This window comes from Candidatus Enterococcus myersii (genome assembly GCF_017316025.1).
In the GTDB taxonomy this organism is placed as follows: Bacteria; Bacillota; Bacilli; order Lactobacillales; family Enterococcaceae; genus Enterococcus_C; species Enterococcus_C montenegrensis.
Window position 1 is genome coordinate 83,021 of record NZ_JAFLVT010000006.1, and the last position, 14,844, is coordinate 97,864.

The following is a 14,844-nucleotide window of genomic DNA, read 5'->3' on the forward strand; positions in this document are numbered from 1 at the left end:
TTCAAAAAAAATTGGGCAATCTATAATTCAGTTACAGGGATGGCAACGCTCACATATTTTTTGAGATTCAGAAAGGATTTGTCGTCATGCTGAGTAGGAGACAAAAAGAATTAGTAGAAGTCATGCTTCAACAAGAACGATTTCAGACTGTTGATTTTTTCGCTAATAAGTTAGGCGTTTCAAAGCGTACAGTTCACTCAGAACTAAAAGCTATTGAACCTTATATTAGTAGCTCAGGAATGTTCTTAGAGAAAAAAAGAGGTGTTGGAATCGCTCTAAAAAATTTAAAGGAGGTTGGATTCGAACAAGATACAGACGATTTGTTTGATGAGTATTCATTAGTCACGCGAAGAATAGAAATTATGGAAATGCTCTTATTCGACCAAGAGATAACTAGTTTTAATCAATTATCTGATCAGTTTCTCGTTAGTAAAACTTCAATAAAGAATGATTTGACTCTGATAATGAAAATTTTACAGGTAGGAAATCATTTAAATTTGGTAAGTGATTTACAAGGAACTAGACTATCAGGAAGTGAAGAAGACTTCCAAAAAGGATTGTTGCAATTTAACCGCTATTTAATTAGTAATTTCGATATTTTTGATGATGGTTCTGTGCATGAAAATGTCAGACTGTTGGAACGTTACTATGGAGAAAATTTAGTTTCTGCATGTTCAAATATACTTTATACGTATGTGCGAGATAACGTGAATGCAATTTCTGATTATTATATACAGAACATTTTGAGTATTTTTATTATTTTAGTATATCGCTTAAAGAAAAATAAGCATTTTAATCAATCTAATATTCAAAAGAATCAAAAAAATAATCGCTTTTATAAAAAAAGTGCAGAATCATTGCTTAGTAAGGCAGCAAATCGATTAAAAATACAATTTAATGATTCAGATGTCGAGTTTTTATCACAACATTTAATTTCGAACCGCTTTGAATCCTTACCAGATGAATCGGTTGATAGGGAATTAGTAGATAAATTAATTAGTAAAGTATCTGAGTCTTTAAAGGTTCAATTATCAGATGATGTTCACTTAGAAGAACAACTTAGAAATCATATCCCACCTATGTTGTATCGATTAAAATCTAACAATAAAACAGAGAATCCCTTTACTTCGCAAATAAAAAAAGAATTTTCACTCACATTTAATGTGATATGGGTAGTACTCAGTGAATATGAATCAGAAGTTGGTATTTCGTTTAATGAAGATGAAATTGCTTTTTTGACGATGTATTTTCAAGCTGCAATTGAAAGAGCAAAGTTGAATAAAAGAATTTTGATTGTATGTCAGATGGGGATTGCTACTTCAGAATTATTGATAAACAGAATAAAAAGTATTCTCCCTTCGTTGGATAAACTAGAAGTTGCATCTGCAGGTGAATTAAGAAACTTAAATATAGAGTCATACGACCTGATCATATCTACGATAAAACTAGAATTGCAACATCATAATATTTTGTATGTTTCACCTTTTTTAAATGAAGAAGATATGAATAAAATTTCAAAATATAGCCTCGGTATCAGCAAACAAAACACTACAAAAAATAACAAAAAAATACGGATGCTAAATAATTTTATTTATGATGATGAAATTTACTTTAACACAAATTTTTCTTCACGAGAGGAATTAATCGAATCAATAGGTAGTGATTTAGAAAAAAAAGGATATATTCAAACGGAATTTATTAAATCTGTTTTAAATCGGGAAAATCTAGGTGGAACAGATCTTCCAAGCGGAACAAGTGTGCCGCATGGAAACTCACTATATGTCAATAAAACGGTTATAGCCATTATTAAAAATAAAAAGAAAATGAAATGGAATGAGTATTTTGTTGATGTAATTTTTCTAATTTGTATTGCTAGTGAAGATACAAAAAAAATCAGAGAAATATTATCTGATATATACCAGATTTTAGATAATCCAACAAAACTTACTTCAATAAGAAATATAAAAAATAAGCAATTATTGCTAGACGTTATAAAGGAGTGAAGAATATGCAAGGTGTTGAAAAGCGAGATGTATTATCAAAAGATTTAATTTTTATTAATCAAAATGAAATGGACCAAATGCAAGTTATTCAACATATTATTCAAAATGCAGCACAAACAGGGTATGTCACGAATATTGCGGAAGTAATCTCAGCCGTTAAAAATCGAGAAGAGCAAGTTTCAACAGCAATTGGCTATCAGATTGCCATGCCGCATGGAAAAACTAAGGCTGTCCAACACCCTTTTATTGCTTTCTTAAGAACAAATGAATTATTTCAATGGTCTGAAAAAAGTGATGAAAAAGTGAATTTAATTTTTTTAATTGGTGTACCAGAAGAAAGTGAAGGAAAACTTCATTTAAAATTCATTTCACAGCTAAGTAAAAAGTTACTAGATGAAGAATTTCGGAAAAACCTTTTGGAAATGAACGATACAGAATTGATATATAACCAATTAAGTTCAATTGAACTATAAGGAGGAATTATTATGAAAATTGTAGCAGTAACAGCATGTCCCACAGGAATTGCGCACACTTATATGGCGCAAGAAGCGATTGAAAAAGAAGCAGCAAAAAGAGGGTATCAAGTAATGGTCGAAACACAAGGTAGTATGGGTATTGAAAATGAGCTGGAACAAGAAGACGTTGATGACGCTGATTTTGTCATTTTAGCTGTTGCGATTGGCATTGAAGGGGAAGAACGCTTTGAAGAAAAAGACGGAGAAGGTAAGGTATTTACAGTTGATCCGGGCGAAGTGATTAAGCACCCTAGTGAAGTTTTTGATAAAGTAGAAAAATTATAAAAAGGGGATGAAAAAAGTGGATAAAAAAGGGAATAAATTTTTCAAGGATTTACAAAAAGCATTTAATACAGGTGTATCTTTCATGTTACCGGCAGTTGTAGTTGGAGGTATTTTTCTAGCAATTGCTTTGGCAACAGGTAAAGCAACCGATGCTGGTATGGAAATTACGAATCCATTTATGAAGAACTTGAATGATTTGGGTGCGGCTGGTTTTGCAATGATGATTCCTTTGTTATCTGGATATATTGCAAATGCTTTAGCAGGAAAACCAGCTTTGGCACCGGCTATGATCCTTGGTTTTGTAGCAAATAATCCCATTGGGGAAGGTCAGGTTAAAACTGGATTTTTAGGGGCTATGATCATGGGGGTAGCTGTTGGCTATTTTGTGAGATGGTGCAAAACATGGCAAGTACCTAATACAATTAAAACGATTATGCCAATTTTGATCGTACCAGTTGTAACAACTTTTGTTCTTGGCATGGTTTATATTTATATAATTGCTGTTCCAATTGGGGCTGCTATGGATTGGCTTGTAAAAGTTCTTGGCGAAATGCAAGGTGGAAGTGCTATTTTATTAGGTCTTATTATTGGGGCTATGACAGCGATTGATATGGGAGGACCAATTAATAAGACGGCAACGGCTTTCACTTTGGCCCTTATGTCCGAAGGAATCTATGCGCCAAATGGAGCTCACCGTATTGCTGTAGCTATCCCTCCATTAGCAATGGCGATTTCAACTTTTATTGATCGAAAAAAATATACTAATGAAGATAAAGATTTGGGTGTTTCAGCATTATTTATGGGATTAATTGGCATCACTGAAGGAGCAATCCCGTTTGCCGTAAAAGATATTAAACGAGTGCTACCAGCCATTATCATTGGTTCCGCAGTAGGCGGAGCGATTGGTATGGCAAATGGGGTGGAAGCTTTAGTACCCCATGGCGGATTAATTATTTTGCCAGTAGTGAATGGTAAACTTTGGTATGTTATTGCAATGGCCATTGGTGTATTGGTTTCAGTAGCCATTCTTCATTTTACTAAGCCAGATTTGGTTGTTGAAAACAAAAAAGAAACAAAAGAACAAAAAAATAGTGTGGGTGGCGTTGAGCTTACGAAATAGATAAGTTTAATAGAATTCCCATATGGAGAAAACCGGCTTGTTTAGTTAAAACTAGCTGGTTTTCCTTTAGCAAGAGAAATTTGCAACAACTTTTCTTGTGACAAAAACTTCTTGCAATAAATTGTTATATTCAGCAAAAATAGTCAGTTTTATACTTTAGTCAAAAGATAAATAAAATTTGAGAGGAGATTATTATCAATGAGTAAATTACCAATTAAAGAAGTCGTTCAAGGGCTGTTACAATTACAAGAAACAGGAGAAAGTGCCACATTATTAGGGATTGGACCTATGTCAAAAAATTGTGTCCAAGCAACACTAGAATTATCACAAGAAGATGATTATCCGGTCATGTTTATCGCATCTCGAAATCAGGTGGATGCAGATGAATTAGGCGGCGGTTATGTAAATGGATGGAATCAGTTTACTTTTGCCGCAGCAGTAAAAGAAGTAGCTGAAGCAATCAATTATGATAATTTATATTACTTATGTCGCGATCACGGTGGGCCTTGGCAACGTGATAAAGAACGAAATGATCATCTACCTACAGAAAAAGCTATGGAGTTAGGGAAGAAATCTTATGTTGCCGATATTGAAGCTGGATTTGATCTTCTTATGATTGATCCTACCAAAGACCCCTTTGAAGTCGGAAAAGTCATTCCGCTAGATACTGTGCTTGAGCGGACGGTAGATTTAATTGAATTTTGTGAGGAAGAAAGAAAAAAACGTGATTTACCCGAAATTGGTTATGAAGTAGGTACCGAAGAAACAAATGGAGGGCTAACTTCTACAGAAACATATGAAACATTTATTACACAACTGAAAAAAGAATTAGAAAACAAAGGATTACCAATGCCAACCTTTATTGTAGGACAAACTGGAACCTTGACACGTAAAACTGAACAAGTTGGAACGTTCAACTTTAAAAATGCTTACGATTTAGCACAAATGGCAAAAAAATATGGTGTTGGCTTAAAAGAACACAATGGTGATTATTTGGATGATGTAACATTATTAGAACACATCCCTTCACAAATTACCGCTACAAATGTTGCACCACAATATGGCACAGAAGAAACACGAGCATATTTGAATTTAGCAGCTGTTGAGGAAAAACTTGTGGAATATGGTCTTATTAGCAATCCTTCTAATACAAAAAATACATTATTAGAGCACGCCATTAAGAGTGAACGTTGGCGCAAATGGATGGTTGGTGATCAAAAAAATTTAACAGTAGAACAAATTATGGATAGCGACGATTCCACTTTACAATCTGAAATATTAGATATTGCGGGTCACTATACATTCAATGATGATGCTGTAAAAGCTGAAATTAACAAAATGTATCAAAATTTAGCGCAACATAATATTGATGGTAATCGTTATGTGATTGACCATATCAAACGACCAATTCGCGATTATGCAGAGTGTTATAACTTAAAAGGTGTGACAACACGCATTAAAAAATTAAGCTAGTAAGGAGATAATGATGAAATTCTTTTTGGATACAGCAAACGTAGATGATATTAGGCGAATTGATTCATTAGGTTTAGTTGATGGCGTTACAACGAATCCTTCAATTATTGCAAAAGAGGGTCGCGACTTTGAAGAAGTTATAAAGGAAATAGCTTCCATTACGAGTGGACCCGTTAGCGCAGAAGTTATCGCATTAAAAGCAGATGAAATGGTTGCGGAAGCACATCAAATATCAAAATGGGGAGAAAATGTCGTAGTAAAAATTCCGATGACTGAAGAAGGCTTAAAAGCTGTCCATATCCTATCGCAAGAAGGAATAAAAACGAATGTTACTTTGATATTTTCTGTATCACAAGGATTAATGGCTATGAAGGCTGGAGCTACTTTTATTAGTCCTTTTATTGGGAGGTTAGAAGATATTGGTTCAAATGCAACTGAATTAATTGCAGACCTCAGAAAAATAATCGATATGTATCAATTTGATAGTGAAATTATTGCAGCCAGTATACGGACACCATATCAATTAGAATCTGTCTCTAAATTAGGGGCACATATTGCCACCATACCAGGGGAATTATTCCCCAAATTATGGACGCATCCCTTGACTGATCAAGGAATTCAATCTTTTTTAGCTGATTGGAGTAAATTTAATAAATAGACAAAAAAGAATAGCTGACATTTGTTGGCTATTCTTTTTTAAAAGGAGAAAATTATGTTTAAACAAATAGATCAAAAAGCGATCAATACTATTCGTGCTCTCAGTGTCGATGCTATTCATAAAGCCAATTCAGGGCATCCAGGATTGCCACTAGGCGCTGCACCAATGGCCTATGTTTTATGGACGAAATTTTTAAAAATTAACCCATTAACCTCAACTAATTGGACAAATAGAGATCGATTTATTTTATCAGCAGGGCATGGTTCTGCCTTGTTGTATAGTTTGTTGCACTTATCCGGTTATGAGGTAAGTTTAGAAGATATGAAAAACTTTCGCCAATGGGATTCAAAAACACCGGGACATCCCGAAGTGGGGCATACCGATGGGGTAGAAGCAACGACTGGACCACTTGGACAAGGTATTGCGATGGCTGTAGGGATGGCAATGTCAGAAGCTCATTTATCAGCAGAATATAATAAAGAGAAATTTAAAATTGTTGATCACAATACGTATGTTTTATGTGGCGATGGAGATTTAATGGAAGGTGTCTCACAAGAAGCTTGCTCTTTAGCAGGCCATCTTAAATTAGGAAAATTGATTGCATTATATGATTCTAACGACATTTCTTTAGATGGACCAACAAGTAAGTCATTTACAGAAAATGTAGGTGAACGCTTTAAAGCATATGGCTGGGAACATATTTTAGTAGAAGATGGCAATGATCTTAATGAAATTTATGAAGCTATAAAAAGTGCCAAAGAAAATACTGCTCAGCCTACACTTATAGAGGTGAAGACAGTAATCGGTTTTGGCTCAGAACATCAAGGGACATCTAAAGTACATGGTTCACCACTAAATGAAAAGGATATTCGTTCAATAAAAGAATCTTATGGCTTTGATGCTAATTCTAATTTTAAAGTAGATAAAGATGTCAGAAGTCATTTTATTTCAGAAATAGTTCTTCCCGGATCCGCGCTAGAAAAGGCATGGAATGAACAATTTACACAATATCAAAATGCTTATCCCAAAATGGCTACTCAATATACTCAAGCATTTAAGGGAACGTTACCTAAGGATTGGGAAAAAGAGCTGCAGTTTGAAATCTCAGAAGTGAATATTGCCAGTCGTTCTAGTAGTCAACGTATCATTCAGTCACTAGCTGACCGCATTCCGTATCTTTGGGGTGGATCAGCTGATTTATCAGCTTCTAATAATACAATGATAGCTAATACGACAGAATTCCAAGCCAATAATTATCAGGGAAGAAATATTTGGTTTGGTGTTCGAGAATTTGCAATGGCAGCAATTATGAATGGTATTCAGCTTCATGGCGGAACAAGAATTTATGGGGGTACATTCTTTGTATTTGTTGATTACTTACGTGCAGCCATTAGGCTTAGTGCGTTACAAAACTTACCTGTAACTTATGTGCTTACACACGATTCCATAGCTGTTGGGGAAGACGGCCCGACGCATGAGCCGGTAGAGCAACTTGCAAGTTTACGTTGTATGCCAAATCTTAATGTTATTCGTCCTGCGGATCATAATGAAACTATAGAAGCTTGGAAAATTGCAGTAAAATCCAATCAAACCCCCACGGTTTTGGTTCTCAGTAGACAAAATTTGCCAACCTTATCTGATGTAGCACAAAATGTAAAAAATGGCGTTAAAAAAGGTGGCTATATTATTTCTCCGTCCAAAGGTTCTCTTCCAGCGGGTATTTTAATTGCTACAGGATCAGAAGTTCACTTAGCAATCAAAGCACAAGAAGAATTGCTTAGAAGAGGGATTGATGTATCGGTAGTATCGCTACCATCGTTTAGATTATTTGAAGCTCAAAGTGAAGAATATAAAGAGAAAATACTACCAAAAGAGGTAGCAAAAAGGTTATCTATAGAAATGGGTTCGAGTTTTGGTTGGGAAAGATACGTTGGTGATCAGGGTAAAATAATGAGTATTGATAAATTCGGCGCAAGTGCACCAGGTGAGTTGGTGGTAGAAAACTATGGATTTACTGTTGCAAATATTGTGCGCTTATTTGAGGCGCTATAATATTTGGATGATAATACTATAGTAACAAGAGATAACGAAATAAACTTAATCTGCTAAAGATTGTTATTGAAATCTTAGCAATAGAGGAAAGATATCTATGGTGAATATAATTTTTGATGTCGATGATACATTGTACGATCAAATGACCCCTTTTAAAAAAGCACTTAGAGAAAATTTTGAATTTGTGAAGACTGATGAAATAGCAGGTATTTTTAAAGCGAGTAGGTCATATAGTGATCAAGTCTTTAACCAATCTGAACAAGGAGAAATCACTACTGAAAATATGCATATCTATCGGATAAAGCATGCTTTACAGGACTATGGGTATCGTATTTCGGATAAAGAAGCACTTGATTTTCAAAAAGTATATACAAAAAAACAAAACGAAATTACTATTTTTGCAGGAATGAAGGATATTTTGTCGCTATGCCAAAAGAGCCATGTTAACTTAGGAATAATCACCAATGGTCCCAAAAATCATCAATGGAATAAAATTTATCAACTAGACTTATTACAGTGGATAAAGTATGAACGCATAATTATTTCTGGTGAAGTTGGTGTTGCAAAGCCTAATCCGGAAATATTTTTTATAATGGAAAATAAATTTTCAGAATCAGACAAAACAGATTTTTATTATGTTGGCGATAATTTTACGAATGATATTGTCGGTGCTGCACAGTCTGGTTGGAACACCGTTTGGTTTAATCACAGAAGAAATTTACCGACGCCGACGCATACACGAATTGATGCTTCATATACAGTTAGTAATACAGTGGAGTTGTTGGCGATCATTAATAAAATCATATAGAAAGATATTATTAAAGTGAGCTTCCATCAAAAAATAAAGCCGCCCAATCCCAAGCTAAAAAGCTTTTTAACACTTTTTTAAAGCTTGCTTTAAAGGGATGGGCAGCACTTTTTGACGCATTTTTTCTCTTGGGAGGCACTTGCCATATATTGTACTTTTACTGAAAGTTATGTAAAATTAGTAGACTGAAAACTTTTAGGAGCGATTATAATTATGGCAGTAGAAGATATGTGGCAAGACCGCATGCCGCCGCAAGATATTCAAGCGGAGCAGGCTGTTTTAGGTTCGATTTTTTTGGCTCCCGATGAGCTGATTAATGCGATGGAAGTTTTGAGTGCCAAAGATTTTTATCAGCGGCGCCATCAGCTGATTTACCAAGCGATGATTAATTTATTTGATCGTAATGAAGCCGTTGACGTGGTGACGTTAAAAGCAGAATTGGAAAGAGGCAATGCTTTAGAAGATGTCGGTAGTGTCGGCTATTTAGTTGAATTATCCCAAGCGACGCCTTATGCAGGCAGCATTGGCTTTTATGCGAAAATTGTCGCAGACAAAGCATTATTGCGCAATTTAATCCAGGCTGCAAATAAAATTGTTGCCGCCGGGTATGAACAAGATGAAGACGTTTCGGCCATTGTCGAAGATGCAGAACGGGGAATTTTGGAGGTTTCTGAGCGCCGTAATAGTAATGGTTTCCAAGCCATTGAGGACGTGCTGCAAGAAACCTTCCGCAACATCGATCAATTAGCGCAAAACGATGAAGCCATCACGGGGATTCCAACTGGTTATCCGGCATTAGATAAAATGACGGCTGGTTTGCAGCAAGGGGAATTAATTATCTTAGCTGCCCGGCCCGCGGTGGGGAAAACTGCCTTTGCATTAAATATCGCCCAAAATATTGGGACGAAAACCGATGCCTCGGTGGCGATTTTTAGTCTGGAAATGGATGCGGAATCGTTAGTTAAGCGGATGCTTTGTGCCGAAGGTCTGATTGACGCAGGGCATTTGAAGACCGGTCAATTAACCGATGAAGAGTGGGGCAATTTAGTGGTGGCAATGGGAAGTTTATCCCGTGCCAGCATTTTTATCGACGATACCCCGGGGATTAAAGTTTCTGAGATTCGCGCCCGTTGTCGTCGCTTAGCCCAAGAAAAAAAAGATTTGGGTTTGATTTTAATCGATTATTTGCAATTGATTGAAGGGACTGGACGGGAAAATCGCCAACAAGAAGTTTCTGAAATTTCCCGGCAGTTGAAAAAATTGGCAAAAGAATTAAAAGTGCCGGTTATTGCCTTATCTCAGCTTTCCCGTGGGGTAGAACAACGGCAAGATAAACGGCCAGTGATGTCTGATATTCGGGAATCTGGTTCCATTGAGCAAGATGCCGATATCGTTGCCTTTTTATACCGGGATGATTATTATCAACGGGATTCAGACGATCCAGATGAACAAGAAGACACCCGCGATAATATTATCGAAGTTATTATCGAAAAAAACCGTTCCGGCGCCAGAGGGACGGTGGAATTGATGTTTATTAAAGAATACAATAAGTTTTCGTCGCTTTCTCTGCGGGAGGACGCCATGTAACGTAAGATGAATAAAAGCGGTTGTGATAAAGGAGAGTTTGCCTTTGTCACAACCGTTTTTTTAGTTTTTTGTTGTGGTAGTTGTTAAAAAGGGTCCCTGTGTCTTTTTAAAACTAAAATTTAGTAAAAGGTTGTAGAAGGGTTTTTGTAACTGATCGCTCAAGGTTTGCGACAAACGGCTGCTTATAATTTTTTTTAACGAAAAGCGGTAATTTTGTGTTGGTTGTCATACCAGGTTTCGTAATCTTCGCATAATGATTGAACGGCTTTATGGTGGCGCAGCGTGTCGTAGTGGGGGTAGAAAAACTGATTGGGCCAATAGCGTTGTCTGCTGTCAATTTCACTGCAAGCGGCGTTAATCAAAGGTGTAGGATCGATGCTTAAGTATTTGGCGACCGAATCGATTTGGGTGAGACGATCATAATTTTCTTCTTTTTTAATTTGGGTATGCAAAATGAAGGCTTTACTCATGCAGTGAATCAGAGCAGTTTTTTTAATGGGGATGACACAATCAAAACCTAATAAAGTTTTGACAATATTCTGATGGTTGGCGCAGTAAAAATCAGCCAGAATAATCGGATTGATCCAGACCGTGTTTTTTGGGGCGGTCTTGCTACCAGTTAAGGGTAAAAGGCAAAAATCACGGGTAGCAAAAGGTGCTTTTTTGAAGTGGTAAAGGCTTGCGACGGCTTCAAAATAAAGTTCGCTGTCTTGGCAGCGGTAGGCAGGGAGGATGCGCTTTTTAAGTAATTGTGTCGGCGTACCATAAACTAGCGCCAACCCCTCATCACTAAAAACAAGAGAATACTGGCATTTTAGTTTTTCGTAGGGGATTAAAGCATAATATGTTTTGCCAAGGGAAAGCTCGGCATGGGGAATAAGCTGATCAGCCAGCTGATGACGAGAATCTTTGGTCAAAATAAAAGGTTGCTGCGGCAAGAAAGGGGAGATTTTAGCTCGAATTAGACTGATTTCGGGACGTAAATGGAACTTTAAACAGTTTTCGTCAATTGGGACATAGGTCATTGAATCGCTTCCTTTCAAAAAGAACTTTAATTAACTATAGCTATTTTTTTGCAGGGTTGTCAGCTAAAATGGGGTTCTTTTGCTGTTTATTTTTAGGTAGCAGTAAGTCTTCTTTTTCTAAAATATAGTTACCGGCCGGAATAAAGCAAAAGAGGAAATTTAGATGAAAGAACAATTGATGAATGAAGCGTTGGAGCACTACGATACCTTGTTTCGTCGCGTTTTAGCTAAAGAGAATATCTTTGTGCAAAATAGTGAGTATGATGACTGTCTGCAAGAGATGCGCTTTAATTTAATTGAGCTGCTGCATGATTATCGGGATTTGGAAATTTTCAAAGAAGATTACAATAACAGTTATCTATTTCGCCGTTTTCAGTGGCTTTGCCAAGACTGTCGTCGCAAATATTTAAAGCGACCAGAAACATTGCTAGAAGAAGACGCCGAGCAAATTCAGGCGCCCTTTGATTTTATCGCAGACATTGAATTAGCGGAAATGCTGCAGCAAATTTATCTAGAACTAAGTGAAAGTGAACAGCGGGCTTTTACTTCGTTACTTATTGACAGTCACCAGCTGCAGGATAATAAAACAGCTACAAGACAGTTTCCTTTGAAATATCCCAAAAGTAAGCCGCAAAAGAAAATTTCCCGCCAAGTGCGGGCTTATTACCGCAAAAAATTGCGGCGCGTCCGCAGTCAAATAAAAAAGGCGATGGAAAAATAAGGCTGCAATGCACTTGTCTGAAATAAAAGATAAGTAATGGGAGAGTTGATGGTATTGAAAAAGCAAAAAAATTTGTTTCACATGAAACATTTTGAGATAAAAGTCTGAGAATAGGGGCGTTTTTAGCCAGGTGGTCAAGTGATTAGCCAAATTTGAAAGACAGCAATCCGAGATTGTTTTAGTTTTCTCTTAAGTATTTTAAGCCAAATTGACGCCACAATAGCTGTTAGTGTACTGTTTTGTGTAGTACACTAACAGCTATATTTTTCCAAATGGAGGAAATAACATGGATAACTACACAATTTTTGATTATTTATGGGAAATTCTTTTTGTAAATCCCTTAGCTTTAATCGGTGTTATTTTGATTACAGCTTATATTTTGCCGTTTAAATTGTCTTGGCGGCGAAAAATTGCGATTTTGCTTCCGGCGCTATTGCTGTTTTACTATTTGCAAATTGGCTTAACGCATATTTTTGGCATTACAACAGTGGGGGAATTGCAACGCATGCTGCGATTAGGTGAAGGTGTTTTTCATCCCAGGTGGGAATGGCGTCTGCTAGCAGAAGGGCTATCTAGTGGTTTTATCGCAAATATTATGGTCTTTATGCCAATTGGTTTTTTACTGCCTTTTATTAGCCGCAGTTTTCAAAAGGTGTACAAGACGGTATTTCTTGGCGCGGGCATTTCTTTAGCCATCGAAATTAGCCAAATCTTCACGTTATATCGGGCAACGGATATCAATGATCTTTTAGCAAATACAATCGGAACGCTAATCGGGTGGTGTTGTTTCAAACTTGTCGCTAAAATTTTCAGACTGCAAGCAACAGTAGAAGCACAAACCCGATATTTACCTGTCATTGTTGTGGTCATTGCTTTTTTAAATGTATTTTTGAATGTTTAACTCTTTCAATGAAGCCAGCAATAAACGCGTGCTTTGTTTTTGTTTAGGATTTTATTTTGCTAGCTGGTTACTATTTGACGGCAGTAAATGCTACCCCTTACAATAAAGTAGCATAAAAACACGTCTCGGTTGGTAGTCCGGGAGCGCCAAAAAGCGTCAGTAACCTTCCCTCCAGGTCGTCCATTGCAATCTATACAAAGGAGGGGTCATCATGAAATTAACGATTTTCTTTGATGGCAGCTTTTGGTGCGGATTGGTAGAAGACGAGGACGACGGGAAAATGAAAGTGCTAAAACACGTTTTTGGTCCCGAGCCCAAAGATACGGAAGTACTTGCATTTGTAAACACACAGCTTTTGGCAGAAATGGTGAAAGCCCCTAGTGTTTCAATGGCGAGTAAACAAGTAAATGAACATCGTATCAATCCCAAGCGCTTGCAGCGTCTAGTAAATAAAGAGAAAAATCAGCCGGTTTATTCTACTAAAGCGCAGATAGCGATGCAAAAATCCATCGAAATCAAAAAAACGCAGCGCCAAAAAGCAGCAAAAGCACAAAAACAAGAAGAAGCCCAACGTCGTTTTCAATTGAAGCAAGAAAAAAAGCTGCAAAAGAAAAAAGGACATTAACTTTTTCCTGTGATTAAACTGATCACCTGTGAAGGGATCGGTTTTTTTAATATAAATTTTTTATCAAATTTATTCTTTTTCTTATTTGTGATAATAGTAAATAAAGATTCGTAAATCCTGGATAGTCCTAAAGGTTAAAAAGTAGTTGGACATTATGGCACTCGCTAAATTTCCTACGATAAAAATTATATTTAAGGTTTTAGCAGTGAAATTAGCATGTTTAATTAAAAAATAAAGCGCCAAGCATAGTGGAATTATGAAGGGTATAATTAAAAAAGGATGCTCACGTGAGTATGGCTTGGAAAAGTAAAGAAAAATCCGTTCGAAAATTCAGACCAATCCGTAGTCAGTCCAACAGGGAGGAGAAAATATTGCAGCGCTATATCACATTATTAAGAGGAATCAATGTCGGGGGCAAAAATAAAATTTCCATGCCATCGTTAAAAGCCGGCTTTGAAACCTTGAACTTTCAAGACGTTGTCACATATATCAATAGTGGCAACATTATATTTTCAACTGAAAATAATGACCCAAAGGCACTTTCGGATCAAATAAAAACCATGATAAAGAATCATTTTGATCTGGAGATAACGGTCTTTACAATTTTGCAAGCGGAGCTTTCGGAAATTTTGGCTAATGCACCAACATGGTGGCAAAATACGGATAAAAAAAATTATGATAATTTAGTTTTTCTTATCCCGCCAGTCACCCTAGCAGAATTTTATCAAGCTGTGGGTGGGCTAAATGAAGATTTAGAACAGGCCGCAGATTATCGTGATGCTATTTTCTGGTCTTATGTGCGCAAAGATTATCGCAAATCAAATTGGTGGTCCAAAACAGCTAATAAAAAAATAAAAGATCAGATTACCATTCGCACTGCCAACACGGTACGCAAAATTGTAACTTTGTAAAAGCCGATAGTTTCTATGGACCCAAAAAGATAGTAGTAATGATAAAAATTCATCTTTTTTACTACCAAGATAAAGAAGTCACGGCTACGGCTAAAAAAATTTTTATTAAAATTTGAAATCCAACGTATATTCATTTTTAGCTTATTACTTGAGACAGAAC

The 14,844-nt window shown here is 36.4% G+C and carries 14 protein-coding genes; 13 read left to right on the forward strand and 1 reads right to left on the reverse strand.

Going from position 1 to position 14,844, the window contains the following annotated elements; genetic code table 11:
- The first annotated feature begins 86 nt into the window (after window positions 1-86).
- From JZO76_RS04295 to dnaB, 9 genes are all read left to right on the forward strand, one after another.
- On the forward strand, window positions 87-2,003 hold the full coding sequence (locus JZO76_RS04295) for a BglG family transcription antiterminator (RefSeq protein ID WP_206902945.1): 1,917 nt from the start codon (window positions 87-89) through the stop codon (window positions 2,001-2,003).
- Between the two features lie 5 nt (window positions 2,004-2,008).
- Window positions 2,009-2,476 (forward strand): fructose PTS transporter subunit IIA, encoded by a 468-nt coding sequence (locus JZO76_RS04300; protein WP_206903064.1) that lies wholly within the window; start codon window positions 2,009-2,011, stop codon window positions 2,474-2,476.
- 12 nt (window positions 2,477-2,488) lie between these two features.
- Entirely contained in the window at window positions 2,489-2,803 is a 315-nt protein-coding gene (locus JZO76_RS04305; protein WP_206902946.1) for a PTS fructose transporter subunit IIB, read from the forward strand.
- Window positions 2,804-2,810: 7 nt separating this feature from the next.
- The gene (locus tag JZO76_RS04310; RefSeq protein WP_206902947.1) at window positions 2,811-3,923 is read left to right on the forward strand and encodes a PTS fructose transporter subunit IIC; all 1,113 of its coding nucleotides are present in this window, start codon (window positions 2,811-2,813) and stop codon (window positions 3,921-3,923) included.
- A 198-nt stretch (window positions 3,924-4,121) separates the two neighbouring features.
- On the forward strand, window positions 4,122-5,396 hold the full coding sequence (locus tag JZO76_RS04315; RefSeq protein ID WP_206902948.1) for a class II D-tagatose-bisphosphate aldolase non-catalytic subunit: 1,275 nt from the start codon (window positions 4,122-4,124) through the stop codon (window positions 5,394-5,396).
- Window positions 5,397-5,409: 13 nt separating this feature from the next.
- Window positions 5,410-6,054: a fructose-6-phosphate aldolase gene (gene fsa, locus JZO76_RS04320; RefSeq protein ID WP_206902949.1), complete on the forward strand. Its 645-nt coding sequence runs from the start codon at window positions 5,410-5,412 to the stop codon at window positions 6,052-6,054.
- A 54-nt stretch (window positions 6,055-6,108) separates the two neighbouring features.
- Entirely contained in the window at window positions 6,109-8,106 is a 1,998-nt protein-coding gene (gene tkt / locus JZO76_RS04325) for a transketolase (RefSeq protein WP_206902950.1), read from the forward strand.
- A 97-nt stretch (window positions 8,107-8,203) separates the two neighbouring features.
- Entirely contained in the window at window positions 8,204-8,914 is a 711-nt protein-coding gene (locus JZO76_RS04330) for an HAD family hydrolase (RefSeq protein WP_206902951.1), read from the forward strand.
- A gap of 213 nt (window positions 8,915-9,127) precedes the next feature.
- Window positions 9,128-10,501 (forward strand): replicative DNA helicase, encoded by a 1,374-nt coding sequence (gene dnaB, locus JZO76_RS04335; protein WP_206902952.1) that lies wholly within the window; start codon window positions 9,128-9,130, stop codon window positions 10,499-10,501.
- 194 nt (window positions 10,502-10,695) lie between these two features.
- Here dnaB and JZO76_RS04340 read toward each other — a convergent pair whose 3' ends face one another.
- The gene (locus JZO76_RS04340; RefSeq protein WP_206902953.1) at window positions 10,696-11,526 is read right to left on the reverse strand and encodes a hypothetical protein; all 831 of its coding nucleotides are present in this window, start codon (window positions 11,524-11,526) and stop codon (window positions 10,696-10,698) included.
- Between the two features lie 163 nt (window positions 11,527-11,689).
- Between JZO76_RS04340 and JZO76_RS04345 the strand changes: the two genes are divergently transcribed.
- From JZO76_RS04345 to JZO76_RS04360, 4 genes are all read left to right on the forward strand, one after another.
- The gene (locus JZO76_RS04345) at window positions 11,690-12,247 is read left to right on the forward strand and encodes a sigma-70 family RNA polymerase sigma factor (protein ID WP_206902954.1); all 558 of its coding nucleotides are present in this window, start codon (window positions 11,690-11,692) and stop codon (window positions 12,245-12,247) included.
- Between the two features lie 286 nt (window positions 12,248-12,533).
- Window positions 12,534-13,148, forward strand: coding sequence for a VanZ family protein (locus JZO76_RS04350; RefSeq protein ID WP_206902955.1), 615 nt, complete (start codon window positions 12,534-12,536; stop codon window positions 13,146-13,148).
- A gap of 211 nt (window positions 13,149-13,359) precedes the next feature.
- Window positions 13,360-13,773, forward strand: coding sequence for a YjdF family protein (locus JZO76_RS04355; RefSeq protein WP_206902956.1), 414 nt, complete (start codon window positions 13,360-13,362; stop codon window positions 13,771-13,773).
- 371 nt (window positions 13,774-14,144) lie between these two features.
- Complete coding sequence (locus JZO76_RS04360) at window positions 14,145-14,684, forward strand: DUF1697 domain-containing protein (protein WP_206902957.1); 540 nt, start codon at window positions 14,145-14,147, stop codon at window positions 14,682-14,684.
- Window positions 14,685-14,844: the final 160 nt, after the last annotated feature.